The sequence below is a fragment of the Chitinophaga hostae genome (genome assembly GCF_018224885.1).
Taxonomy (GTDB): Bacteria; Bacteroidota; Bacteroidia; order Chitinophagales; family Chitinophagaceae; genus Chitinophaga; species Chitinophaga hostae.
Map to the genome: position 1 here is coordinate 39,267 of NZ_JAGTXB010000030.1, position 26,764 is coordinate 66,030.

The 26,764-nt window shown below is 45.1% G+C and carries 16 protein-coding genes; 3 read left to right on the forward strand and 13 right to left on the reverse strand.

Annotated elements, in window-relative coordinates; genetic code table 11:
• Nucleotides 1–74: 74 nt before the first annotated feature.
• The 4 genes from KE626_RS33215 to KE626_RS33230 all read right to left on the reverse strand — a co-directional run bounded on the left by KE626_RS33215 (nucleotide 75) and on the right by KE626_RS33230 (nucleotide 5,914).
• Nucleotides 75–2,612, reverse strand: a complete 2,538-nt coding sequence (locus KE626_RS33215) for a DNA gyrase/topoisomerase IV subunit A (RefSeq protein WP_249207884.1) — start codon at nucleotides 2,610–2,612, stop codon at nucleotides 75–77.
• 17 nt (nucleotides 2,613–2,629) lie between these two features.
• Nucleotides 2,630–3,034, reverse strand: coding sequence for a hypothetical protein (locus KE626_RS33220; protein ID WP_211977399.1), 405 nt, complete (start codon nucleotides 3,032–3,034; stop codon nucleotides 2,630–2,632).
• Nucleotides 3,031–3,921 carry a DUF1835 domain-containing protein gene (locus KE626_RS33225; RefSeq protein ID WP_211977400.1) on the reverse strand — a complete coding sequence of 297 codons (891 nt, stop codon included), beginning with the start codon at nucleotides 3,919–3,921 and terminating at the stop codon, nucleotides 3,031–3,033. The genes KE626_RS33220 and KE626_RS33225 overlap by 4 nt, the downstream gene beginning before the upstream one ends.
• 85 nt (nucleotides 3,922–4,006) lie before the next feature.
• Nucleotides 4,007–5,914 (reverse strand): DNA topoisomerase IV subunit B, encoded by a 1,908-nt coding sequence (locus tag KE626_RS33230; RefSeq protein ID WP_211977401.1) that lies wholly within the window; start codon nucleotides 5,912–5,914, stop codon nucleotides 4,007–4,009.
• A 337-nt stretch (nucleotides 5,915–6,251) separates the two neighbouring features.
• Between KE626_RS33230 and KE626_RS33235 the strand changes: the two genes are divergently transcribed.
• On the forward strand, nucleotides 6,252–6,401 hold the full coding sequence (locus KE626_RS33235; RefSeq protein ID WP_211977402.1) for a hypothetical protein: 150 nt from the start codon (nucleotides 6,252–6,254) through the stop codon (nucleotides 6,399–6,401).
• Nucleotides 6,402–6,745: 344 nt separating this feature from the next.
• On the opposite strand, the gene KE626_RS33240 is transcribed toward KE626_RS33235, so the two are convergent.
• Both KE626_RS33240 and KE626_RS33245 read right to left on the reverse strand, forming a co-directional pair.
• Nucleotides 6,746–7,414: a response regulator transcription factor gene (locus tag KE626_RS33240; RefSeq protein WP_079468073.1), complete on the reverse strand. Its 669-nt coding sequence runs from the start codon at nucleotides 7,412–7,414 to the stop codon at nucleotides 6,746–6,748.
• Between the two features lie 48 nt (nucleotides 7,415–7,462).
• Nucleotides 7,463–10,564, reverse strand: coding sequence for a sensor histidine kinase (locus KE626_RS33245; protein ID WP_211977403.1), 3,102 nt, complete (start codon nucleotides 10,562–10,564; stop codon nucleotides 7,463–7,465).
• A gap of 145 nt (nucleotides 10,565–10,709) precedes the next feature.
• On the opposite strand from KE626_RS33245, the gene KE626_RS33250 reads away from it, so the two are divergent.
• Nucleotides 10,710–11,816, forward strand: coding sequence for a WD40/YVTN/BNR-like repeat-containing protein (locus tag KE626_RS33250; RefSeq protein ID WP_211977404.1), 1,107 nt, complete (start codon nucleotides 10,710–10,712; stop codon nucleotides 11,814–11,816).
• A 234-nt stretch (nucleotides 11,817–12,050) separates the two neighbouring features.
• On the forward strand, nucleotides 12,051–14,447 hold the full coding sequence (locus tag KE626_RS33255) for a glycoside hydrolase family 31 protein (protein WP_211977405.1): 2,397 nt from the start codon (nucleotides 12,051–12,053) through the stop codon (nucleotides 14,445–14,447).
• Nucleotides 14,448–15,112: 665 nt separating this feature from the next.
• Here the strand turns inward: KE626_RS33255 and KE626_RS33260 are convergent.
• From KE626_RS33260 to KE626_RS33290, 7 genes are all read right to left on the reverse strand, one after another.
• The gene (locus KE626_RS33260) at nucleotides 15,113–15,715 is read right to left on the reverse strand and encodes a toxin-antitoxin system YwqK family antitoxin (protein WP_211977406.1); all 603 of its coding nucleotides are present in this window, start codon (nucleotides 15,713–15,715) and stop codon (nucleotides 15,113–15,115) included.
• Nucleotides 15,716–15,958: 243 nt separating this feature from the next.
• Complete coding sequence (locus KE626_RS33265) at nucleotides 15,959–16,864, reverse strand: DUF4382 domain-containing protein (RefSeq protein ID WP_211977407.1); 906 nt, start codon at nucleotides 16,862–16,864, stop codon at nucleotides 15,959–15,961.
• Nucleotides 16,865–17,195: 331 nt separating this feature from the next.
• Complete coding sequence (gene glgB / locus KE626_RS33270) at nucleotides 17,196–19,151, reverse strand: 1,4-alpha-glucan branching protein GlgB (protein WP_211977408.1); 1,956 nt, start codon at nucleotides 19,149–19,151, stop codon at nucleotides 17,196–17,198.
• Nucleotides 19,152–19,299: 148 nt separating this feature from the next.
• Nucleotides 19,300–20,922, reverse strand: coding sequence for a SusD/RagB family nutrient-binding outer membrane lipoprotein (locus KE626_RS33275; RefSeq protein WP_211977409.1), 1,623 nt, complete (start codon nucleotides 20,920–20,922; stop codon nucleotides 19,300–19,302).
• A 17-nt stretch (nucleotides 20,923–20,939) separates the two neighbouring features.
• Nucleotides 20,940–24,722: a SusC/RagA family TonB-linked outer membrane protein gene (locus tag KE626_RS33280; protein WP_211977410.1), complete on the reverse strand. Its 3,783-nt coding sequence runs from the start codon at nucleotides 24,720–24,722 to the stop codon at nucleotides 20,940–20,942.
• Nucleotides 24,723–24,879: 157 nt separating this feature from the next.
• On the reverse strand, nucleotides 24,880–25,944 hold the full coding sequence (locus KE626_RS33285) for a FecR family protein (RefSeq protein WP_211977411.1): 1,065 nt from the start codon (nucleotides 25,942–25,944) through the stop codon (nucleotides 24,880–24,882).
• Between the two features lie 72 nt (nucleotides 25,945–26,016).
• A complete protein-coding gene (locus KE626_RS33290) occupies nucleotides 26,017–26,580 on the reverse strand; it encodes an RNA polymerase sigma factor (RefSeq protein WP_211977412.1) in 564 nt (187 codons plus the stop codon).
• Between the last annotated feature and the right edge of the window lie 184 nt (nucleotides 26,581–26,764).

Below are 26,764 nucleotides of genomic sequence, written 5' to 3' on the forward strand. Positions count from 1 at the left end.
CGAATGATCTAAGCGATATCACTTATTTCATTCGCTATAATAGCTTTTTGCTTTCTGCTTTACGCTTTCTGCTCTTAGAACAGTTCTCCCTGCGCGCCGGCCGGACCTTCTTCATTCGGATCCGGATCTTCGTCTTCAGATAATAACTCAGCACTAATCAGGTCATCTCCTGCAATCCTTGTTCCCACTGTTTTCCAGCCGGTTACTTCCACAAACTCAGAGAGATCTATTTCTTCTTCTTCAGGGCTCCGTTTTTTACCGGTTTTCAGTAACACGATCGGTTGTGTATGCGTGGTGACCATTTCCAGGTAATTAGAAGCTCCTTCTTTAATAAAGAGGAATTTATTATTCAATGTCTGCGTTTCAATCCGGAAACGTTTCACATTAAACTGCTTTTTGTCTGCATCAAAATAAATGGCGGTCACTGTTTTTTCCGGGTTGAATTTCTCGATGTAAACAACATCATTCGATTCATAACGGTTGGTGAGATCGTAGTTGGTTAATTCATAGGTTCCATTCTTAAAGGCAACAAAAATTTTGTCCTCCCCTTCAAATGCACCAATATACACACCCCGCTCTTCCGTATTTAAACGGCCGGTTTCGGTATCATACCAGATCTTTTGCCCTGCCAGTGTGGATACGCCTTTCTCTTTGAACTTAACGCCGCGGATAGGATACTTGGTCACCACATTACCCATGGAACTACGGCCTTTAATAGCAATAGTTTCAAAGAACAGGTCAAACTCCTTGTTACGTGCGCTACAGTTAGGACTGAGCTTGATCGTTACTATTTCTGCTTCTCCATTGGGATTCGCGGAAAAATAATGCACTTTGGAATTCTTTTCACCCTTATGCGCCAGCTCATATTCTTTGTCGCGGGTAACACCCGTTACATTGAAACGTTTTGCATAGCTCACCCCGCTTTTGCCTTCCACATAAATCATATTGTAGGTAGTACGCTCATCATTTTTACGGAATATATCCACGTGAATGATGTCCTTACCCACAAAGGTTTTATCGGCTACTTTCGTCACCAGCATTTTACCATCCCGGCGGAATACGATGATATTGTCCAGGTCTGAACAGTCCCCTACAAATTCATCCTTCTTCAGGGAAGTACCGATAAAGCCATCAACACGGTTTACGTATATTTTGGTGTTGGCAATCGCTACCTGTGCTACCTGGATGGTATCAAAGGTTTTGATAAGGGTTTTGCGTTCGCGGCCTTTACCATATTTTTTCAGCAGGTTATCGTAGTAGGCTACGGCATAATCTACCAGGTTTGCCAGGTTATTTTTTACTTCCTTAATCTCTGCTTCAATACCTTTAATCTGTTCGTTCAGCTCATTGATATCAAGGCGATAGATTCTGCGCACCGGTTTCTCCGTTAATTTCACAATATCCTCGCGGGTAATTTCGCGTTTCAGTTGTTTCTTATACGGATCAAATCCTTTATCAATCGCTGTCAGCACCGCTTCCCAGTCCTTATGCTTTTGTTCCAGCTCCTTATAGATTCCTTTTTCAAAAAAGATCTTTTCCAGGGAGGTATAGTGCCATTTTTCCTGCAGCTCTGCCAGTTTAATTTCCAGTTCCTGTTTGAGCAGGTCTTTGCTATAATCAGCAGAAGCTCTCAGTAAATCGGAAGCGGTGAGGAACTGAGGTTTATCGTTTACGATTACGCAGGCATTCGGAGAAATGGAAATCTCACAATCAGTAAATGCGTACAACGCATCGATGGTGATATCCGGTGAAATACCCGGCGCCAGCTGTACTTCAATTTCTACTTCAGCAGCGGTGTTGTCCACTACTTTTTTGATCTTGATCTTGCCGTTGTCGTTAGCCTTTACGATAGACTCCATCAGCTGGGTAGTGGTAATACCATACGGTACGTCCTTGATCAGCAGGGTCTTTTTGTCTTTTTCCTCAATATGAGCGCGTACACGTACTTTACCGCCACGTTTACCATCGTTGTAGGCCGCCACGTCTACCATACCACCGGTCATGAAATCGGGATACAGTTCAAACTTCCTGCCTCTCAGGTACTTCACAGAAGCTTCTATGAGCTCTATAAAGTTGTGTGGTAATATTTTGGTAGATAACCCCACTGCGATACCTTCTGCTCCCTGTGCCAGTAGCAGCGGGAATTTCATCGGTAAAGCGAGCGGCTCATTTTTACGGCCATCGTAGCTAAGCTGCCAGGAAGTGGTTTTAGGATTAAACGCCACATCCAGCGCAAACTTCGACAGGCGCGCCTCAATATACCTGGCGGCAGCCGCATCGTCCCCTGTTCTTACATCTCCCCAGTTACCCTGGGTTTCAATCAACAGGTCTTTTTGCCCGAGATTTACGATGGCGTCACTAATAGAAGCATCCCCGTGCGGGTGATACTGCATCGTTTGCCCGATGACGTTTGCCACTTTATTAAAACGGCCATCATCCATTTCTTTCATGGCGTGCAGGATACGACGCTGTACGGGCTTTAACCCATCTTCTATGCTGGGCACCGCCCGCTCCAGGATTACATAGGAAGCGTAATCCAGGAACCAGCTCTCATACATGCCTCCAACGTGGATAACATTGTGCAGAGATTCGTCTGGTGTTTTATTTTCCATATCCATGTATAATACACTTACGGTTTTACGTTAATCATTTTTTCAAAATCCTCCCTCCATATACGTACACTGTCTTTTTGTACATCTTCCAGGGAGTTCAGTTCAATAAAGCAACAATCAGTAATGGCTACCAGCTGATGCCATACATTTACCGGTATTTCCACCCTTGCCGGCGCTGTAACCTCCGTTACCACTATTTCGCTTCCACCCAGCGGACACCAGTGAATGGCGGCCTTGCCGGTAAAAAGATACAGTACCTCCGGATTTTTATTGTCGCTTTTACCTTCATGGTAGTGCTGTCCGCTGCTGCTGCCGGCATTCCGGTAGCAAACCAGGAAATCACCTGTGCGGTTGCAATTCCAGAAATAACCGCTGCCGCGGTCATCTGCTCCCAACAGGTCAAGGGATGTTACCTTTATCATAGGTTAGCAGGATTTTCAATGTGCTCCGTGTTTTCTGCTGCTTCTCCGGGGAGTTTCACTTCAAAATCACGAATTGTTTTCAACTCTCCCTTGCTTTCCAGCTTTCCTTCGCGGATCAGCTCTTTCAGCCGCCATCCCAGGAACTGGTCCATCACAGGGTATTTCAGTTTACCGGTTACCTGCTGCACAATACGCCACGCCTTCACGAACTCTTTTCCGCTCTGCGTTTGCAGCTCCTTGTCATAAAACAGGGTTGGTTCTCCCTTTATTTTTTTGCCGCCTTCCAGCAAACGGATGCCGGCGTTTTCATTCATCAACCGATGCCATTCATCTCCATCCAGCTCGTACTCCGCCAGCGACACGGGACGCGCCAGCTTCTTGGCTTTCAGGAATTCCTTTGGCAATATCTGGTGCAGATGGGTAGGATAAAACACCGCACCTTTATCGTTCAGGAAAGGCAGGTTATTGAGGTAAATGATATGTATACGCCCTGCGAAATCATACAGCTGGCTGGCCAGCCAATAATATCCGCATACGTCCCGGGCATTTTGTCCTGCCCATATCCATACTTCCTGCTCCGGGTTTTCCTTTAGCTGCGCTTTCAGGGTTTTGAAACGGTCAGCATCGTCCGGTTCTGCGTCTTCAGCAGGTACGGGAGTCCCCCCTTCCTGCTCCGGTGCAGCCGGTAATGGCGCTATGCCCGCCAGTTGCTGCCAGAACTGCTTACGGCCTGCACGGCCTTCTTTTGTGTCCAGGATGAATAAGGGTCCAACCGACAGATCATCTTCAAAACAAAGGATCTCTCCGCTCATCTTCTCATCCATCGCCACCGCCTCTGCCAACACAGGAACCGATGACTGACCAAAAACAATGTGTGTTAAACCCATACTATGAAATTAATTACGAATTAGGAATTAGGGTTTTACCCAAAGAACTTCGCGAATGACCGTAATTCCTAATTCGTAATTTTTTTTATACTGTTTCTTCAACTAAATCCTTTTCATACCGCAGGTTATTAATGATAAACTCCTGGCGGGTCTGGGTGTTTTTACCCATATAGTACTCGAGCAACTTCTGGACATGAATATCTTTCGATAAAATGATGGGCTCAATCCGGATATCTTCCCCGATAAAGCGGCCAAACTCCTCCGGAGAAATTTCTCCCAAACCTTTAAAGCGGGTGATCTCCGGCTTGTTACCCAGTTTCTTCACCGCTTTCTGCTTCTCGTCTTCCGAGTAACAGTAAATGGTTTGCTGCTTGTTACGTACGCGGAACAACGGCGTTTCCAAAATATATACATGCCCGTTCTTTACCAGGTCGGGAAAGAATTGCAGGAAAAATGTCAGCAGCAGTAAACGGATATGCATACCATCCACGTCGGCATCAGTGGCTACTACAATATTGTTATAGCGCAGTCCTTCCATTCCGTCTTCAATATTCAGCGCATGCTGCAACAGGTTGAATTCCTCGTTCTCATAAACAATCTTTTTTGTGAGCCCGAAGCTATTCAGCGGTTTACCACGCAAGCTAAATACCGCCTGCGTTTCCACGTTGCGGGACTTGGTAATGGAACCACTGGCAGAATCACCCTCCGTAATAAAGATAGTAGATTCCAACCGGCGTGCTTCCTGTTCTACTTTATCTTTACCGGTGAACTCATCGTTGAGATGCAAACGACAGTCACGCAGCTTTTTATTATGCAGATTCGCTTTCTTCGCTCTTTCGTTGGCCAGTTTTTTAATACCTGCCAGCTCCTTACGTTCACGCTCGCTTTGCTCGATGCGTTTCTTCAGCGCCTCTGCAATAGCAGGGTTGCGGTGCAGATAGTCGTCGAGATGTTTGGCCAGGAATTCCAGCACAAACGCTTTTACAGAAGGACCGCCATCATGCACAACCAGGGAACCAAGTTTGGTTTTGGTCTGTGATTCAAATACCGGTTCCTGTACCCTGATGGAAATAGCCGCGCAAATAGAAGCGCGGATATCAGTAGCTTCGTAATCCTTTTTATAAAAATCGCGCACCGTTTTTACAAACGCTTCACGGAAAGCCGCCAGATGGGTCCCCCCCTGGGTGGTATGCTGACCGTTTACGAAGGAGTAGTATTCTTCTCCATACTGACTTTCATGCGTGATAGCGACTTCAATATCATCTCCCTTCAGGTGGATAATAGGATAACGGAGCTCGTCTTCATTGGTTTTACGTTGCAGTAAATCCAGCAAACCATTCTTGGAAATATATTTCCTGCCGTTAAAACTTACCGTAAGACCTGCATTCAGGAAACAATAGTTCCAGATCTGGTTCTCAAGGAACTCAGGTATAAATCGGTAGTTTTTAAATACCGTATCATCCGGGGTAAACGTTACCAGCGTACCGTTAGCTTCCGTGGTAGCGGTTTCCTTATGTTCCTTTACCAGTACGCCCCTTTCAAACTCTGCTATCTTTGAGCGGCCGTCACGGATAGATTGTACACGGAAATAGCTGGACAACGCATTTACTGCCTTGGTACCCACTCCGTTCAATCCTACTGATTTCTGAAAAGCCTTGCTGTCATATTTTGCGCCGGTATTGATCTTGCTCACCACATCCACCACCTTTCCTAAAGGAATACCACGGCCGAAATCGCGCACGGTTACATGATGTTCTGTTACCTTGATATCCACCTGTTTACCAAAGCCCATGGTGTGCTCATCAATACAGTTGTCCGTTACCTCTTTTAGCAGGATATAAATACCATCATCCATGCTCGATCCATCTCCCAGCTTACCGATGTACATACCAGGCCGGAGGCGGATATGCTCCCGCCAGTCCAGCGACCGTATGGAGTCTTCCGTATAGGAAGCAAATAGATCTTTGTTATCCGTTTTGTCCGTGTTTGCCATAATATATTATAATTTCCAAAATATTATTACTTCAAGGGGTCAATCAATATTTTGCAAGGATACTAAATCTTTTAGCAAAATCTGATTGCTGGCAAAAATAAAGGATTCATTGAATCATCCCAAGTATAAGTTATACACTATGCTTACATTATTGCTTATCAATAAAATAAGACTTAAAAAAATTACCTTTCCCAGTGATTTACCGTCTTTCAGGCGCATTTTATGGGGGATCACATGAAAATGTTATAAAAAAAATTTATGCGAAATAAAACTTATATCAATTTATTCTCTATATTTACATCAGTCAACTTTTAAGAGATATCCTAACCTGATCCTTATGAAAATACTATTTCTGATCCTGCTTTCAGCAGTACTCTTAGTGGCCTTGGTGGCTACTTACTTCATCAAAAAAGAACAGGATAACCGCATTGGCAATAAATTCCTGCATCTGCTCCGGAAATTTGATGCATGGCAGATGATGCGGTAATCATCTTACCACTATTTATTCACAAAACGGCCTTACACCATCATTCACAACAGGTTTCATTAGTTTGGCAATAGTCACCAGGGAGTGTTATGTCTTATACTTAACGGTATCAATTTATTAACCATAGATCCCTATCCTTATGAAAACCGGTCTGCTTTTTAAACTCGCCTGCTTATTGATTGCTGCTGTGGTACTGACTGTACATCTGCTAAAGAAAAGTATAAAGCTAAAAGCATAAAGCAAAAAGCTATTGAAGTGGATGATAAACATGCTGTATTGTCTGCTTTTTCATTATCCGCTTCAATAGCTTTTTGCTTTATGCTTTTAGCTTTATATGCTTTGTATTATCTGTTGTAATATTTGTTTACAGCATCTGTACGGCTGCGTACATGCAGCTTTTCATAGATGTTGTGTACGTGACGCCTGACGGTTTCAATACTGATAAACAGGTTACTGGCAATTTCCTTGTACAGGTATCCCTTTGATAACTGGTCCAGGATTTCTTTTTCGCGGGTTGTAAGGGCTTCAAGTGCAGGATTGGGTTTTGCCTGTTTCTGGAAAAACGCCACTACTCTCCTGGCAATCTGCGAACTCATCGGAGAACCGCCATCATACAAATCACGAATGGCCTCCAGCAATTCACCGGGAGATGTTTTCTTGAGAATGTATCCGCTTGCACCTGCCTCCAACGCCATAAAGATTTTATCATCATCTTCATATACCGTCAGCATCATAAACTGCATGTCGGGATGCTCCCGTTTCAACTGCGCAATACATTCAATACCATTCATACCACCTGGCAGATTGAAATCCATCAGCACTACATTTGGCATTAATTGAGGGATCTGTTCGACTGCGGTTTCTGCATTATTAAAAGTCCCTACACAGGCATAACCGTCAGAACCATTAATCAGCAATTCCATAGCCGTCCGGATATCATGATTGTCTTCTACTATCGCAATAGTGATAGTGTCCATGTTATCCTGGGACTTCTTCTTTGAGTATACCGTCATCTTTTAAAGGAATTATAACACTTAAATGTTATTAAAAACAAATGTATGTTAATTTAGTGGGATATCGAGAAAAACTATTGTTCCATTGTTCGAAGAGATATCCGCATTACCACCTACAGACATCATTCTCTTCTGAATATTTTTTAACCCATTACCAAACAACCGCACCTTTTCCTGGTCAAATCCTTTCCCGTTATCCTTGATCATAATCGTCATATTCCTGTGCACTTTCACTTCCACAATAACCTCCGTTGCTTTTGCATGCTTCACCACATTGTGGAGCGACTCCTTTACTGCCAGGTAAATATTCCGCCTGGTACCACCACTCAGCTTAATGTTGGGAATTGTTTCAGGTATATAAAACTGGTGTGTGATATGCGCGTGCTCCAGGAATTCTGCCGCAAAACTTCTCATATAGGCGATGAGGTTAGCCAGCGAATCATTCGATGAACTCATCGCCCAGATGATCTCGCTCATTTTATCCACCATCTCTCCGGCCGTTTCTGAAATACGCTCTACTTCCCGCGTTTGGGAAGGGTCCTGTATTTTACGTTTAGCTACTTCGCTTAGCAAACGGATCGTCGATAATCCCGATCCGAGGTCATCATGCATATCGCTGGAAATACGCGCCCGCTCCTGGTCTACCGCCTGCTCTTTCTCCAGCTTTAATTTCTCATGTCTTATTTTATAATCCAGGTAAAGGGTAGAGAAATAATAAGCAATACCCAGTAACAACAACAATAATAAAAACCGGAACCAGAGCGATTGCCAGAAAGGGATTTTTATAACGATCTCCAGGGTGGTAGGACTCGTACTCCAGATATCATCGTTATTGGATCCCCGTACTTTAAATATATAACTGCCCGGATGCAGGTTGGTATACCGTGCCATCCTGAACGTTCCGGCCTGCACCCAGTCTTCGTCAGCACCTTCCAGCTTATACTGCACTTTGTTCTTTAAAGGATTGGTATACTCCAGCGGCACAAACTCTATGGCGATGGTATTCTGATTATAAGGCAGCTCCACCTTTTTCAGCAGGGAAACCGCGGTATCTGAATCGTAAGGCTTATCCAGTACTTCCATGCGACGGATAATCACTTTTGTATTGGACAGGTTATCACGGAAATTTTTCGGATAAAAACCATTCACGCCACGGATACCACCAAAAAATAATTCCCCGTCGATCGATTTATAAAATGCCCCGGTATTAAATTCATTCGACTGCAACCCATCTTCATAATTAAATGTGGTGATCTCTCCTGTTAACGGATTGATCTGCGATAATCCTTTATTATGACTCACCCAGATCCTGTCTTTATCATCCAGCAGCACGCCATACATATAGTCGTTGATCAGTTTAGGATTATCATAACTGTTGTAATGCTGTTTGATATGATTGGATTCATCTATCACGAATAACCCTTTATTGGTGGCCACCAGCAACTCCTTGTGGGCATTCTTGTTGATGGATTTTACGGTAGTGCCGGACGGGAGTTGCACATACCTCCAACGGGAATCTGCCGTATTTTTTACATAGAGGGCAGATTTCGTACCCACGTACTGGTTACCCATGAAATCTTCATAATAAGCGGTGAGTAACTCCTCCGCAAAATTATGTACTACCGATACTTCATATCCTTTATCATTATCCGCAAACAACAACAGGTAGCCGCCGTAATTGAAATACAGTTCCCCGTTGGTACGCTTAAACAGGAAAGGGAAAGGGTCCCGCTGTGCCGGCAATCCCAGCGCAGTGACCTTACCCGTCAGATCCAGGAATGACTTGGTTTGTACATTAAATAAACCGATGTGCATATCTGCAAAATGCAGCCAGAGGTGATCGCCATTTTCGCGGCAGATAGCACCCAGGTCGTTAGCCGGAAACTTCCCCGGATACAATTCATTGGAAATACGCTCCAGGAACTTTCCACCCTCCCCATAAATATTTAACCCGTCGCGCATCAGGCCTACATAGAGTTTGCCGTCGTCATGCTTATACACGGCCTGCACCATGTTATGGGTAATATAGGGCGAGCGGTAAAGATTAAATACTTTTTTATGCGGCGAATATTTTTTCAGTCCATCACCGTCAGTGCCCACCCACATATTATCGGAGCCATCGCGGAACAGGTACGATACATTATTAAAAGAGCGGGTTTCAAAGGTATTGAAGCTGACAATATGCCGCAGTATTTCATTACGGGTAATACTGTAGATCAATACGCCATCGCTCCCCCCTATCCATACGTTGCCATATTGATCCAATTCAAGTACAGCCGGGATAAAAGGTTCTCCCTTTTCGTTCCGCATATCAAAAGTCAGGTCGCTGAATTTGTTCCGTTGTTTATTGAAGATGGTAATATGACCTTCGCTGACAATGATCATGGAATCCGCGTTCAGGTTGCGCATGACCGGCCTGTTGCCTACCCCCGGCAGGCAATAGGTTGCCAAACGCAAGGTCCGGGTGTTCAGGGAATATAATTCCCCCTGCTCCCCGTTCATCCAGATGGTGTTGGCATCTTTTATTACGGCAGTTGGCAACATTCCTCTCTGCCGGAACTGTGGCGGATATACGATAATACGCTTCTTTTCGTAAGTGGTATTATCAAGTATGTACAGTCCCATCATCGGCCGCCATACCCATAGCGAATTAGTAGCAGTATCTTCTCCCAGAACAGTGAATTTCACATTATTATCACGTTCCTGTGCATTTACATTAGAGGTATCTTCCAGCAGGCTCCGGAAGTTATTCCGGTATTTATCGTATACGCTGATACCGTTGTTATGTGCCAGCAGAAGCTGCTGGCGGCTGTCCCTGTAAAATTGAAATCCTTTATACCCTTTCAGGTCAAAACGGTTGATAACGGCCCGGTTGCCGGTAGAACCACGGGGTACCAGCTCTCCTTTCCCCTCTCCCGCTTTGATGCCGATGCTGGGTTTGTACCGGTATTCATTAAAGGTATAACCATCAAAACGATTCACCCCATCGCGGGTGGCAATCCACATAAACCCCTGATCATCACGTGTTATATCAAATACTGTACTTTGTGAAAGTCCCTCATTAACACTATAGCTGTCGAAAATGTATGGCTTGTCCTGCGCACGCAATCCCCCGGAGACCAGCCCCCATAAGCAACACAGGACGAACATTTTTAATCGATGCGGTTGATGCACTATAATGATGTTATTGAGTAAGCAGGTTAGGTAATTTGCAAATATATAAATCTGTACCACACTTTGTAGCAATTTTGTAATTTTCTTCCCGATAACAGATTGGAAATAAATGATATGATTTATGAAGACAACAAATGCAACTACCCCAACAAATGTTCCGGATACTTTACAGTGGCTGTTTACCGTTAGCAGACGCGGGAGTGGCAAACGTATTTTCCCGTTGATATGCCTTTGTTTACTGCATTATGTTTTTCCTACCGCTGCTCAGCAGCCCGCAGCAGACTACCAGATAAAAGTCATTTCCACCACCCCGGTGAAGAGCATCCGGGGACTGAGCGTGGTGACCGATGATATAGTATGGGCCTCCGGTACCGGCGGACAGGTAGGTAAAAGCACCGATGGCGGCGCACACTGGCAATGGACCACGGTTACCGGCTGTGATAGCTGCGACTGGCGCTCTTTATATGCTTTTGATGCCCATAAAGCCATTGTTTTAAATGCCGGCGCACCTGCGCTTATTTTTTTAACGGAAGATGGAGGCTCGTCCTGGAAGCAGGTATACTACGATAACCGCCCGGGAATTTTCTTCGACGCCCTCCGGTTTTTTAATGACCAGGAAGGAATTGCCATCGGAGACCCGATAGATAATAAATTTACTGTCATACGGACACATAATGGTGGCCGCTCCTGGGAAGCTGATGCCGCAGGAACTTTACCTGCCGCGGCGGCCGGGGAAGCTATTTTTGCAGCCAGTGGCACCAGTATGGTAACAATGCCGGGAAAGAAAGTGTATTTTGCCACCGGTGGGAATGTGGCACGGCTTTTTAAATCAGGTAATAACTGGCAGGCCTATACGATACCTGTAGTACAGGGAAGCAGCACCACCGGTGCATTTTCTATCGCCTTCCTGGATGCCGCCACAGGTATTGCGGTGGGCGGTGACTATAAACAGGATACCGCCAGGAAAGGTAACTGTATGCTTACGGTAAACGGGGGCCGCAACTGGCATCCACCGGTTACCCCTCCGGGCGGCTACCGGTCCGGTGTAACTTATGTTTCCCCGAAACTCCTGGTGGCAACAGGTACTTCCGGTACGGATATTTCGGCAGACGGCGGTAAAAACTGGAAGCGTGCAGGCCCGGGATTCAATGTGGTGGCCAGGGCCAGGAAAGGAACAAAGGTTTATTTAGCAGGAAAAGATATCGCGGTACTGGATATCCGCCAATAAAAAGGTGCTCCTGGAAAGGTGCACCTACTAAAATAGGTTAAAGCAAAAAGTAAATTTATTGATATGAAGTTAATAAGTAATTTATTCACTTTGCAGTATTTTTTGCAAAGCAGCTAATTTAAAGGGTAAACGCAGAAATATCAGCAGCGAACGTGAATGACTATCACTACTCTGAATTTTTTATGTAATTTAAGATCCTGGTAACGCATTACCAGGCATCCAGAAAAAGAGATTATGCAAGTTGAAACCTCGTCTAGTAAATACGGCGCCAAGCACTATCCCGACAGTATAAGGGAATGGAAAAAAGAAGGTAATTATTTTTGTTTTTATACTACAGAAACAATACTCGAAATAAGGGTCATCGCAGATAAGATTATTCGTTTCAGATACGCTGCAGACGGTACTTTTCAAAGAGATTTCTCCTATGCTACCAGCGATACACTCGAGGAATCACCCATCTCATTCGGCATCAAGGAATGGGAAGAAACATTTGAGATCTACACCGATGCCCTCCGGGTATTTATAGCCCGGGATAACCTGCGCATTACCATCTCGGATAAGGAAGGAAAAGTGATCAACCAGGATGAAATGGGGTATCACTGGCAGCACTACCTGCTGAAAGGCGGCAAAATTCAATACTGCAGCAAGCTGGTGCAGGAAGGAGAATGCTTTTATGGCCTGGGAGATAAGCCTACTGAATTAAACCTGCGGGGAAAACGCCTGGAGAATTATGGTACAGACGCCTACGGTTATCAGAAAGATACCGATCCGCTTTACCGCAATATTCCTTTTTATTATGGTCTGCATCATGGCATTGGCTATGGCATTTTCTTTGACAACACCTTCCGGACCATCTTCGATTTTGGTAAAGAAAGGGAAGATGCCTGCAGTTTCTGGGCCCGTGGTGGTGAAATGAACTACTATTTTATTTACGGTCCCGACCTGCTGGAAGTGGCCGAATCCTATACAAAAATTACAGGTACCCCGGAACTCCCCCCGCTTTGGGCACTTGGCTACCACCAGTGCCGCTGGAGCTATTACCCCGATACCAGGGTGAAGGAAATTGCCAAAGAGTTCAGAACACGGGGCATTCCCTGTGATGTGATCTACCTGGATATAGATTATATGGATGGCTTCCGCTGCTTTACCTGGAACAAGGAATGGTTCCCCGATCCGGCAGGATTGATCAAGGAACTGGCGGCAGAAGGCTTTAAAGTGGTGGTGATCATTGATCCCGGCATCAAGGTAGATCCCGACTATGCCGTGTACCAGGAGGGTATGAAAAACAACTACTTCTGTAAACGTGCCGATGGGGCCTTAATGGAAGGAGATGTATGGCCAGGCAAATGCGTGTTCCCCGATTATACCAACCCGGAGGTACGCGAATGGTGGAGCAGCCTCTTCAAAAGCCTGGCTGAAACCGGCGTACGTGGCGTGTGGAACGATATGAACGAACCTGCTGTTTTTGAAATGGGCAGCTTCCCGGAAGATGTACGCCACGATTATGATGGAGAAGAAGTAAGTCACCGCAAGGCACATAACGTATATGGTCACCTGATGAGTAAAGCAACGGCCGCCGGTATGAAGAAATACCTGATGCCGCATCGTTCTTTCCTCATTACCCGGTCCTGCTATTCCGGCGCACAGCGCTGGTCGTCGGTATGGACGGGCGATAACGTTTCCAGCTGGGAGCACCTGTGGCTGGCCAGCGTACAATGTCAGCGCCTGGCGGTTTCCGGTATTTCCTTCACCGGCAGCGATATTGGCGGCTTTATAGGTGAACCGGACGGAGAGCTGTACACGCGCTGGATTCAGCTGGCGGTATTTCATCCGCTGATGCGTACGCACTCCGCCAGCAATGAAACCGGCTTTAACCAGGAACCCTGGAGCTTCGGTACGGAGTATGAACAGGTGGTGACCAAATTTATTAAATTAAGATATAAACTGCTGCCTTACCTGTATACCACCTTCTGGCAATATGCCACACACGGCACTCCTATGCTTCGCCCACTGGCCTTTGTAGCGCAACAGGATGTGACCACGCATAACTGCTCCCACGAGTTTATGTTTGGCGATGCCCTGCTGATCAGTCATGTCAGCGAAAAAGGCATGAAAGAAAAAGCAGTGTACCTTCCGGCTGGCAACTGGTACTACTTCTGGAACGATGCTAAGTATACCGGCGCCAGGCAGGTAACAGTAGCTACACCGCTGGATGAAATGCCGCTGTTCGTAAAAGCAGGCGCGGTAGTTCCGCAGTATCCCGAAATGCAGTACACACAGCAAACACCCGTAACAGAAATGTTGCTGCACGTGTATTATGGAGAACAGGAAGTAAAAAGCGTGCTGTACGAAGATGCAGGTGATCACTATGGTTATAAAAACGGCCAGTACAACGTTATCCGCTTCAAACAACATTCTACGCCGCAGCAGTTTTATCTGAAAAAACAGTTCTTTGTTAATTATGAAACGTCTTATAAAAACCACCGCATTACCATACACGGGTTGCCGTTCAAACCAACGTCGCTGAGTGTTGACGGGCAAAGTGTAGCATTATTACCTGAAAACCTCTTAGCGGATAATACCGTGTCATTCTTAGTGTCGAGAAATTTTGAGGAGATTAAAATGAGTTGAAACTAAAGCGGTAAAAAAGAAAGGCACTTCAGATAGAGATCTCGCGCCGGTTTCATAACCTATGCCAACTTTAGAACTACTAAATTAGATGCTAAATGTGAGTGTACAAAATGTGGAGCGGCCCGAAAGGCATAATGAACAAAATGAATAACCTTTTAACATTGGATTAAGGGTATTCAGAAAATAAGAAAATTTAAAAACACATGAAACTGCTTACAACAAAGGGTTTCAAGAGAAAAAATCAATTTAGCAAAACGTCTCGGCAGGAAATAAAATGCAAGGCGCAAAGATGATAAATCACCTTTGCGCCTTTTTTGTGCTGATGATTTACAACAGCGTATCGATTATTTATGCTTAGTAGAAAATAGAAAGGAAAAAAATCGACGTCAATGCACAAAATACCAAAAAGATAAAAACAGCTCTGAACAGAATTTCTGTTTTGTCGCTGGTGGTATAGTCAATTCCCTGCAGTTCTGGTGGATTTTCTCCATGGCTGATACTTAGGCTTTTCATACAAACAAATTAAAGGATTAAACAATAAAAAAAATTGCTGGTGAGGTTGGGTTGGGGTACCTTAAGATCACTTCCTTTAATGAAATTACAGAAAAAAAGCTAAAATGGACAAATCTTTTTGTTCATTTTGGGCTTTTTGCTGTTCATTTTTCTCAGCCTTTCTTTTTGTGCTTGCCCGTATTTTCGTGCGGCAACTGCAACGGGGCCTTTTTTGCAGCCGGTTGTTCTTCTGTTGTACTGTCTCCTAACTCACTGGCATTAACGGTTTCACCACGTTTGTAATATTCTTTTACCATCTTTCCCGTTTCTTCATCGTATAGTTTCCATACGCCATTACGTACCGAATTTCCCTTGCGAACAATTTCCGTAGGCGTTTCTGCATTTGTTACCGGGTCAATGATTAAAATCGTATCCCGCTGCCCTTCCACTTCAGTGGAAATAAAGGCGCCCTCCTCATTTAACTTCCCATTTGGGAAATAATATTTACAGTAACCATCCAGCACATTGTTCTTAAAATTTTCTTCTGCAATCAGGTTACCGATAGTGTTGGTTTTCTTCCATACCCCCTCTTTCCGGTCATTCCTGTACACTCCTTCCCACGTATATCCCGGCTCCCCCCTCACTTCTCCTACCTCTTCCACCCAATACCCCTGTTTACGATGCTGTGCGTCACGCTGGTTGTTCTTCACCTGCGCCAAACTGCTACTGGTAATCAATGACAGTAACAGCGCATATAAAAAAAACTTTTCTCTCATCTTTAATGCTTTAGCACAAGTTAAATATTTTCCGCATGTAATAGCAGGATTTTTGTCTTGCTCAGGACTAACCTGATTTTGATGATTTAGAGGATTTTTGGAATTAAAAGATCTTAGCGATTAAAAAGATCAGGGAAGATAACAGTAGATACATGCTGTTGTCTTCCCTGATCTTTTTAAAATCATCAAAGGAAAAAATCCCGTAAATCATCAAAATCAGGTTAATCCTGAATAAGACAAAAATTACTTGTGCAGCTTAATATCCGCTACCTTGGTATCCTTTCCACGCTCTACCTTCACACCGGTAATAGTGGTGTCCTGGTAGCCGTTGGAGGCGTTAACAAACACATTCCAGTCACCCACTTTCAGACCACGCACTTTAAATTCACCGCTTCTCCATGGCAGTGCGTATAAAGTATCATTGTTATTATTGTAAATAGAGATCACCGGATATGCATCCCATGGGGTTACTTTGCCGGAAATACTACCCATCTTCAGGATGGTAAATACATTAATATACGGTCTGAGAATGAATTTGCCGTTCCAGGTTCTGATAATAGAACGTTGGATGTCGAAGTCTAACCACAATTGCAGATTGTCTGTACTCAGCTCGTCCCATTCGTTATGACGTACCCTTACGATGATTTTTGACTGACCGGAAATAGATTTAACCGGATACGTTACACCATCTTTTACCAATGAATTCTGATCGCCTATTGTAATACGAATCCGTTCCATCGTTCCCTTATGAACATTCCCACCGGCCAGCAGCGTATCAGCGCCATTACGCAGGGTCAGCAGATCGTAAACGCCCGGGTTAATTCCCAATGAATCCCATACCTGGCAGGTATCTGGCTTGTTCCGGTCATTCCGGTGGTCTTCATCCCACCAGCACCGGTCTTTGTCATTCCAGCCATTATCATCCGTCCCTCCGCAGGTATCTACCAATACTTCCACTTTGCGGATATCCAGGAATACCTTGTCAAAATAACCCGGATCATCCGAAAGGTAAAGACTCACCTTTTGCTTATTGGCCGGAATAGCTGGATTGGATGCGGAATTATCCTTTTTACAGGCTCCCATCATAGAAAAGGCGGCTATGACGGCGATCGCCACACCAAACCCCGGCTTACGGAGAAAGTTTTTCATAAATGAATGGTTTTAAATAACTAATAAAAATTATGGCTTGAATCTAAGTTGGTTGAATATTGACGTACGCTATACAACGCTCCACTGCTGATCATTATTGCTGTTCCGGAACAGCCTGATTATAGATGGTACAAAGCCCGAAAGGTTTAAAACAACGCAAAAATTATCCCAAAAAAAATGAGCCATGTCTTTTAAAAGACCGGCTCATATTATTATTTATCATTTATTTATTTTTTGCAGATGAATACCATTGATCTGCTCACTTAGTCAGCCAACATGACCAACAACAGCCTACCCTGTATCCTTCCGGCATCACCTGTATGCGCTGCTGTTACACCGCCGGCTGTAGTTTCAGAATAGTAGCACCCAATGGTGGCAACCGCAAAGAAAGCGTATAGTCTCTACCGTTATATATCTGTTTAACGGTCTTCAACACACCTGTATTAACTACACCGCTTCCATAGTACTGTGGCGCGTCACTATTCAACACTTCCACCCACTCTCCTGCTACCGGTAATCCTACGAGGTAATGCTCTCTTACCACAGGCGTCATATTCAACATCACCAGCAAAACATCTCCGGCTGCTTTTCCTTTCCTGATATATCCGAGTATACAGTTGTCATAATCATTTACGGTTATCCACTCAAAACCGGCAGCATCAAACTGTTGCTCGTATAAAGCAGTAGCAGAAGCATACAACTTATTGAGGTCCTGCACAAAAGCTTTTAATCCTTTGTGCGTATTATACTGCATCAGGTGCCAGTCTAATTCCCCTTTATAATTCCACTCTGAGGTCTGACCAAATTCATCGCCCATAAACAACAGCTTGGTGCCCGGATGCGTGTACATATAGCTATACAACAAACGGAGATTAGCGAACTTTTGCCAGTCATCGCCCGGCATCTTATATAACATGGGCGACTTCCCGTGTACCACTTCATCATGACTCAGCGGCAGCATAAAGTTTTCACCAAAGGCATACACCAGGCTAAACGTCAGATCGTTCTGATACCATTTACGATGTATGGGATCCTTTTTGAAATAATCCAGCGTGTCATTCATCCAACCCATCATCCACTTCATCCCAAACCCAAGGCCACCCATAAAGGTAGGTCTTGATACACCATAATGCGAAGTAGAATCTTCGGCAATGGTTTGCACATCCGGGAACAGGGCGTATACCGTTTCGTTCATTTTTTTCAGAAAGCTGATGGCTTCCAGGTTCTCATTGCCTCCCAGTTCATTCGGCACCCAGGCGCCCCTTTCACGGGAATAGTCCAGGTGTATCATGGAGGCAATCGCATCTACCCGCAACCCATCGGCATGAAACCGATCCAGCCAGAAAATAGCGTTACTCAGTAAAAAGGATCTTACTTCGTTACGTGCATAATTGAAAATATAACTGTTCCAGTCAGGATGATATCCCTTCCGCATATCGGCGTACTCATATACATGGGAACCATCAAAACGGTATAAACCATGTGCATCATAAGGAAAGTGCGAAGGAACCCAATCCAGTATCACTCCTATATCCGCGAGGTGAAACGCTTCCACCATCTCCATAAAGTCCTGCGGAGTACCATGCCTGGAGGTAGGCGCAAAATACCCGGTTATCTGGTAGCCCCAGGAACCATCAAAAGGATGTTCCATCACCGGCATCAGCTCCACATGGGTAAAACCCATTTCCTTTACATAAGGCACCAGCATTTCCGCAATTTCCTGGTAAGAATATACCCGCTCAGGATCCGACGGATCAGGACGGCGCCAGGAGCCAAGCTGCACTTCATATACGGAAAACGGACTATCCAGCGAATTGCGCTTAGCCCGTTGACTCATCCATTTTTTATCATCCCATTCATATTCAAGCGGATATACAATCGAAGCGGTATTGGGACGAACTTCCCAGTAATTGGCATAAGGATCACCCTTTATCAGCTCTTCCCCGCTATGCGACCGGATAAAATATTTATACAGCGCGCCGGTCTTTACGCCTGGCACAAAACCTTCCCAGATGCCGGAACTGTCCCAGCGCGGGTAAAGCGTATGACTGTAATGGTCCCACCCGTTAAAGTCGCCCATCACCGCTACAAATGCAGCATCGGGCGCCCATACGGCAAAATAGGTACCATTGGCGCCTTCGAGTTCCATAGGATGAGCGCCGAATTTTTCGTATAGCCGGTAGTGTGATCCCGCCTGGAACAGGGTAATATCACTGGAAGAAAAGAGGGAAAATGGTTCTACATACTGAGTGGCCTGCGTTATAGCGCGATTAGTATCTCCGGTCATAGTAACGTGTGAATTGGGTGTCTGAATTAACAAGGTAATTAAATTTTGGGAAAATGGTGGCTACCGGGAAACAGATATTTTTAAAAGAAAAGAGGCTGCCCATTGCTTTGGCAGCCTCTTAAATTGTACGCTGTTCTGCGGAATGTAACTATTGCATCCAATATACTTTTGTCAGCACCTGCTGTGTGGGAGTGGCTCCCTGCGTCACCTTATTCCAGTTCTCATGATTATTCACGTTTTCGTCATCCGGGTAAGGCAGTTTATTTACCGCACCGGGATTGTAGTTAGGATCTTTCGGTGTGAGCCCGGTTCTCCTCACGATTGCCCATGACTCTGCCGGCTGAAACATGGTGGCCAGCCAGGCCTGAGTGGCAATTTTCCGGAGCGCCCCGGTTTGGTTGGCACCGTCATAGGCAACTGCCGGGTTATTAAGAAACGCAGTCATCTGCCCGGCGGTAGGTAATGCAGGCTTCTGCAACCAGATCTGGGACTGCCGGGTATATTGGTACCAGAAATCGACAGACGCTTTAATGCCGGCCTCATACGCCGTTTTTGCCAGACCGGTATTCTTGGCTACACCCATCCCCCGCTGATAAATTTCCGCTTTCAGGAAATGTACGTCAGCTTCTGTAATAATGAGGATCGGGTAATAAAGACGATCATAGGCAATGAAGTAATTAAACGTCGCAAACTTGTTCTTAGGATCACTTCCAATGGGCTTCCTCTCTGTTCCATTATCAAAAGGACGCCCGCCCTCAGCAACAGAGCCATCCTGTGGCTGAGGCACCCATTTATCCTGGTTGTTGGTCATGAAATATACAAAGCACCTCGGATCATAAATATCAGCACCGGTAGGATCATCCGAAGAAGACATCTGCCGCCATACATTACTGCTCATCCGGATATCAGAAATAGACAGCTCTCTGTAAGAATCCCATTTGCTCGACAAGGATTCCAGGATATTTCCGGAAGGTCCCGCAACGAGATTAGGCCACAAGCCGAAATTGTCGTCCTGTAAAGACGCCAGCACCTGGTTAGCCGGTAAGGGCTTGTTGCCATTCAGGATATCGGTAATAATACTGCTGGAAAGATCCCTTTCTTTATCGTAAAGCCTAACGGCATAGCGCAAACGCAAAGCATTCGCAAATTTCTTCCAGGCAATAATATTACTCTTCAGGAAACTTTCGGATGCCCCGATATTGATTTGTGACGGGTCCGTAGAAATTCCGTCAGCCGCCGTTTTCAGATCCTGTAACACACTTTTATACACATCTGCCTGCGCATCATAAGCCGGCCGGTAGTAGGTTTCGCTTTCCCTTGCGTTCGATGCCTGTGAATACGGTATATCACCATAATAATCCAGCATCCGCAACGTTTTGGACGCAATCAGGATAGTGGCCATATATTTCACATTGTTGAATGCTTCCGGAGTAGGTTGTTCCGCAATCTTCTTCAACAGCGCCTTATAATTGAACAGGTCAGGATAGTACTGTCCCCAGAAGCCGCCCGAATAGTTAATATAAGGCGCAACCGTATTCTGACGCGCCTGCTGATTAGTGATGGGATACAACAGGCTCACATTTAACGCATCATTTCCATACTTACCCAACGACGATACCAACCCGTTATACAATCCTGGGATGGAAGCGGTTTCTTCATCGGCTTGCTTATAAGGCTTGTTGAGGTCCTCAAATCCTTTGGTACAGGACACGGCGCCGGTAATCGAAGCACACAGGAGCAAACTATATATAGATCTTTGTATATTCTTCATCTTGCAGTAGTTTAATATTATAAAGAAGCTTTCACTGTAAAACCAAGCGAACGGATACGTGGCATAGAGGAATACTCAATACCCTGTACGTTACCGATACCATTCACACCTTCCGGATTCAATCCTTTAGGAACGGTGGTAAACAGGTAAAACAGATCCCTTCCGATCAGGGAAAGACTCATATTCTGAAGAAACCCGGTTTTCTTTACCCATTGCTGTGGCACCTGGTAGGTCAATGCTACCTCCCGCAGTTTCATCCAGGTGTTCTCAAACACAGAAGCCGATCTGGGTACGCCCAGGTGATTCCAGGAAGTATAAGTGCTGAGATAGTACCAGGGCGCTGCCACTACATCTGTATTCGCCTTTCCATCTGCAAATACTCCCCCGAAACTGATCCCGGTATTGGAAGTGGTGCCGTCAGGATAGGTCAGTGGCAAACCGCCGCCATTGCGTTCTTTTACTGTTTCCTGCAACAATCCGTTACCCATCGCAGCTGCGTAGGTACCGAAATAAGTGTCGCCGCCAAACTTGCCGTCTACCATTGCATAAAGTGAGAAGTTTTTATACCTGAAAGTATTGGCAATACCCCCCGTCATAAAAGGCTGGGAATTACCGATAGGTACTTCATTTGGAGTAAGCACCCATTGTGTACCGGCTGTATAGGTTTTGCCATTCACTTCATAGGTCAGCAGCTGCCCGGTTTGTGGATTCACAGCGGGCTTCACCACTTTCTGACCATTCAGGTAAGTATAGTCCCTCCCGTAAATAGTACCATAGTTATCTCCGATTTTTACACGCTGTGATACACCGCTGCCGCCAAAAAATGTTCCGAGCGTCAGTTCTTCAATGCCGTTATCCAACGCCAGGATCTTGTTTTGTGCATGCGCACCGTTTACAGACACTGTCCAGGAAAAATCTTTTGTACGAACCGGCGTAGCGCCAATTACAAATTCAATACCCTTGTTTCCCAGCGAGCCTTTATTCAGTTGTATGCTGCTAAAACCGGAGGATGCCGGCAACGGGTTGGTTAATATCTGGTTAAAGGTTTTCATGGAATAAGCGGTTACTTCCACATTCAACCGGCTGTCAAACATAGTAGCACTCAGACCAATTTCATACTGCCGGCTGCGTTGTGGCTGTATTCCCTGAAATTTTAAAGTAGATGGATACGTCTGCGCAGCCTGTTTATTAAACGCAGCGGTATTTAATACGTTGAAAATAGAATACGGATCTGTATCGCTGCCTGTTTCCGCGTAAGACACCGTTACCTTTCCGAAATTCAGCCAGGATAGGTTATGCATTGCGGCAATACCATCTGTAAATACGTAACTGAGGTTGGCAGAAGGATAGAAATAAGCATTATTTCCTTTTACCAGTGTAGATGACCAGTCGTTTCTTCCTGTTACCTGCAGAAAGAGATAATTGTTATAAGACAGGTCCAGGAATCCGAAAACGGAGTTGATCTTTTTGGCAAAACGGGTTTCCTCTGCTGCTCCCGGCGCATCTGCTCCATTATTCAAAGCAAAAATATAGGGGTTAAGAAACTCTCCGTTAGTTTTGTTACTTACCGTATAGTCGTTCCGGTAGTAAGACTCACCACCCACTGTAAAGCTGGCATTGAACGATTTAGCAAACAGTCCGTCTTTGTATATCCGGGCCATCGCATTCAGGTTACGGCTCAGATTACGGGCCATTGCTTCTTTATAAGCGCCGGTGGTACCTTGTACATTCTTTGGATATTCCTTGATCTCTGTTCCATCGCTCGAATTATCAACACTGCCCTGTGCGGTCAACGTTAACCAGTTGGTTAGCTCTGAAGTCAGTCTGATACCACCTATTAACTGGTTACGCTTAAACACGGTGTTATTCTTATAGATATTCCAGAAAGAATTAGCCATATAGGAGTAATACGGATACTTCGGTGCACCGGCAGGAAAGTTACTGCTGTTGGTCACATCGCGCTGGGTACCATTCACACCGAAATCATTCATGGCTTCTACATCAGAACGGTAATCACGGGTGGCTGCGTAGGAAAAACCGGCCATAAATGCGCCGGCGCCAACGGGCGGTGTATTCAAGCGTTCATAATTAATATAACTACCGGTGATATCAGCAGATAACTTCTTGCTGATTTTCAGGCTGGAACCAATATTGAAAGTGTTGTTCTTGTAATTACTGTTGAGGATATTCGCCTTGCTGTCGTCCCTGGTGTAGGAAAAACGCACGGTTCCGAAATCGCCGCCACCTGAAATAGACACGTTGTGCTGGCTCACGTTACCATTGGGGAAATAGGCCTTCCAGTTATCGGGTTGTGCTTCGTAAGGCCTGGATTCGCCATCATACCATAAAACAGGCTGACCATCAAATCGTGGCCCCCAGGATAAACCGCTGGGAAACGAAAACAGGTCCCAGGCCTGCGTGCTGTTCTTATAAGGTAACATACCATAGGCGCCGGTCTGGTAATCGCCTGGTGCGAAAGTTCCTGAGTAGGTGCCTATCTGCTGGCGCTTACCATTTATCTTCAGGAATTGTTTATCCTGGTCGGCAGTCCATAAAGAGCCCACCAGGCCGGAACCATAGTCGTTCTGAAAATCGAGGTATTGGTAAGCTTTAGTAAAGCGATTGGAGTAAGCGTAATCTACGCCCAGGCCCTTTCTTTTTTCACCTTTTTTCCGGGTAACCAGGATCACACCGTTGGCACCTCTCGCGCCATACAACGCTGCTGCAGCGGGGCCTTTCAGCACCGTTACATCCTGGATATCTTCCGGGTTAATAAAATTCAACCCTGTTCCCCAATCGTTATAGGAAGATACATCAGCACCTTGTTCTGTACCAACCGCACCGCCGCCACCGTTGTTTTTATTATTGTTGATCGGATCATTATTAATCGCTACTCCATCAACAATAATCAATGCACGGTTATCTCCTGTAAGCGTGGTATTACCGCGTATCACGAGGCGGGAAGAACCTCCTTCCACCCCACCGGAAGCCTGGCTGATATTCAAACCGGCTACCTTACCCATTAAACCCTGTGCTATGGTAGGCGCCTGCGCAACGGTGATATCGTTACCTGTTACTTTCTGAACAGCATATCCCAATGATCTTGGTGTACGTTTTACACCCATCGCCGTTACCATTACTTCGCCAAGTGACTGCTCATCGGTGTCCAATGCAACTGCATAGGTGCCGGCAGCTGTAACGGGAATTTCCTTTTTCTTAAACCCGATGCCACTAATAATCAATACATCACCTTCATTTGCATCTATTGCAAAATTGCCATTTACGTCGGAGGTAGTCCCCTTCCTGGTACCTTTTATGGCGATGGTAGCACCGGGAACCGCATTACCTGCGGCATCCTTTACCGTACCATTCACCGGCTTGTCGGCGATAGCAGTGGTCTCTGCATCCGAGAACCCGGTTATTTCAGTTGCTTTTGATTTTTCTTTTTTTAGAACAATCTGGTTACTGATGGCTTCAAAAGTTATATCAAAGGGAGTGAAAAGGTCTGAAAACACCTTTCCCAGTTTTTCATCTTTTGCCGATACAGAAACTCTTTCTTTTTCCGGAAGTGTATTCCGGGTATAGGAAAACTTTACATTAGCCAGGGTACTGATTCTTTGGAGTACCAACCGGAATGTTTCCCGATCGGCGGAAAGAGAAATCCGCTTGTCCAGTACACCCTGTCTTTCCGATGGACGTGAGGTCGCACCCGCATAAAGTGCCAGTGTAAGAAAATAAGGTACCAGGGCAGCCTTCATAAAGAAGGATGCAGTGCTTGAATACAAGGCTGATTTGTTCATAACATTAAACGATTAATAAGCGATAATTAATTGGTTGACTAACGTGCATAACGATTCTTTGGGGAATACCCATGAGGGGCCCGCCTGATCTTTGTTCTCAGTTTTTACAGGTGATTATAATTCAGTGATTGCTATCAGTATGATTCTTTCGTGTGCCTTAGCGGCAGCCATTCCCTTTTATAATGATACCATAGTTGCTGATTGTATAGGATGCATCTATCGTTTTGGTAATTACTTTAAGAATATCTTCCAGACTTTCATTACCCAGCGACACGGTGATATAGCAATTGGCAAATACGTCAGCATTGTAGGTAATCGGGATGGCGTACATTTTTTCCAGCGTCTTTATCACGGTATCCAGGTGTGCGTCCTCAAAATTTAATCCGTTGCTCTTACCCAGTTTAGCCGTTATCACTGGTAAGTCAGCCATCATAGTGGTGACTAATGTGGCTTGTTCCCGTGAATAGGTACAAACCTGTTTCGGCAGTACAATTTTTGCTGCCGACTGCTCCAGGTCCTGTCCTTTCAGATATACTGATACCTTCCCGGAGGCCACTGCCACAGACTCCTGCTGACCGGAACTGGTAACCCGGAAACTGGTACCCAGTACTTTTACCACTACTTTGTCGGTATATATATAGAAAGGTTGTTGGGGATTTTTAGCGATATCAAAATATGCTTCTCCTGACAATGTTACTTCACGCTTATCACCATTCATGAGCAGATTGTAAGCAACTCTTGCACCACTGGACAATACGATCTTTGAGCCATCCGGCAAAAAGAGCAATTCATCTTCTTTATTGCCATTGTAACGGATTACCTCTCCGTTATAAGCCATCTGTTTTTCTGTTTCCGGAGAAGTCAATGGCGCCGGATGCTGCAGCCACTTCACCAGCAGTACCAGCCCCGCCACCACTGCGGCTGCGGCAATACCCCTGTAGATCATGCGATACGACCTGCTTTTTTTCACCGTGGCGGCAGTTTTGATATGATCCAGCATCTGCTCCAATCCTTCTTCACCGATCGGGTCTGTATCTTCTTCTTCCGCCAGCTGTACCATCAGCAGGAACTTCCTGGCTTCAGCCGCCAGCTGAACATGAGAAGCATCCATAGCAAGCCACTCCTGCCAATATCCGGCATAAGGACTGTTGGGGTTGATCACCCAATCAACAAACCGGTTGTCAAGCAAAAGCTCATTTATCTTCTCTTCGGATGAATCCATGGCAAATAACAAAGTCTGTATAAGGTAATGTCAGAAATTACACTTAGATACTCACCTGCCGGCAACTTTTTTTTATTTTTTTGACGGGAAACGGGGATAATCCTTTTTGAGGGCTTTCAACGCACGCTGCATCAGGTTGAGCACCGATTGATAATTCATGTTCATCATCTCAGCAATGCGTTCGTAGGATATGTTCTGATAAAAGCGGAGAAAGACTGCTTCCCGCTGACGTTGCGGAAGATTTTCCAATAGCTGTTTCAGGGTGTTGGCAGTTTGCGCGGCGCCTTCCCTGTTCATAATTTCAAGTTCTACGTATTCTGCGCTTAAATGATCGAATACCAGCTGCATCTCACTTTCGCTCACAAACGATTGTTTGGACTGTACTTTTGTCAATTTATTACGTAAAGCGCGGAACAGGTAGAATTTGGGTTGGGGGGTATCTGCCAGGTTATGCCGTTGTTTCCATATTTCAAGAAAAAGATCCTGTATGCTGTCTCTGATCAGATCAATATCATCTGTAATTTTTAACCCATAACGTACCAATGCTTTGATATGCGCCCTGTAAATGGCTTCCAGCGCCTTTATATCGCCTTTTTTGAGGCGGCTCCAGTCCATATCGTGTTCGCTGTTGAGCAATTAATTTGGTGTTTACAATGTTGAAGAGGTATCAGGTAGTTCTACATACGTTGAACTAAAATAACTAAAATATTAATCGGCTGCTAAAAATTTTTAGCACATGAATACTGGTATTACTATTTTCCTCCGGCGGCAGATTCTTTCTTACGCGGTGCAAAATAATCGCCGGGGCAGTCAAATAAAA

Bases quoted from the DNA above. Each gene is read 5' to 3' on its own strand.
- KE626_RS33215 (WP_249207884.1), bottom strand. From the start codon at position 2,612: ATGGAAAATAAAACACCAGACGAATCTCTGCACAATGTTATCCACGTT.
- KE626_RS33220 (WP_211977399.1), bottom strand. From the start codon at position 3,034: ATGATAAAGGTAACATCCCTTGACCTGTTGGGAGCAGATGACCGCGGC.
- KE626_RS33225 (WP_211977400.1), bottom strand. From the start codon at position 3,921: ATGGGTTTAACACACATTGTTTTTGGTCAGTCATCGGTTCCTGTGTTG.
- KE626_RS33230 (WP_211977401.1), bottom strand. From the start codon at position 5,914: ATGGCAAACACGGACAAAACGGATAACAAAGATCTATTTGCTTCCTAT.
- KE626_RS33235 (WP_211977402.1), top strand. From the start codon at position 6,252: ATGAAAATACTATTTCTGATCCTGCTTTCAGCAGTACTCTTAGTGGCC.
- KE626_RS33240 (WP_079468073.1), bottom strand. From the start codon at position 7,414: ATGACGGTATACTCAAAGAAGAAGTCCCAGGATAACATGGACACTATC.
- KE626_RS33245 (WP_211977403.1), bottom strand. From the start codon at position 10,564: ATGTTCGTCCTGTGTTGCTTATGGGGGCTGGTCTCCGGGGGATTGCGT.
- KE626_RS33250 (WP_211977404.1), top strand. From the start codon at position 10,710: ATGAAGACAACAAATGCAACTACCCCAACAAATGTTCCGGATACTTTA.
- KE626_RS33255 (WP_211977405.1), top strand. From the start codon at position 12,051: ATGCAAGTTGAAACCTCGTCTAGTAAATACGGCGCCAAGCACTATCCC.
- KE626_RS33260 (WP_211977406.1), bottom strand. From the start codon at position 15,715: ATGAGAGAAAAGTTTTTTTTATATGCGCTGTTACTGTCATTGATTACC.
- KE626_RS33265 (WP_211977407.1), bottom strand. From the start codon at position 16,864: ATGAAAAACTTTCTCCGTAAGCCGGGGTTTGGTGTGGCGATCGCCGTC.
- glgB (WP_211977408.1), bottom strand. From the start codon at position 19,151: ATGACCGGAGATACTAATCGCGCTATAACGCAGGCCACTCAGTATGTA.
- KE626_RS33275 (WP_211977409.1), bottom strand. From the start codon at position 20,922: ATGAAGAATATACAAAGATCTATATATAGTTTGCTCCTGTGTGCTTCG.
- KE626_RS33280 (WP_211977410.1), bottom strand. From the start codon at position 24,722: ATGAACAAATCAGCCTTGTATTCAAGCACTGCATCCTTCTTTATGAAG.
- KE626_RS33285 (WP_211977411.1), bottom strand. From the start codon at position 25,944: ATGGATTCATCCGAAGAGAAGATAAATGAGCTTTTGCTTGACAACCGG.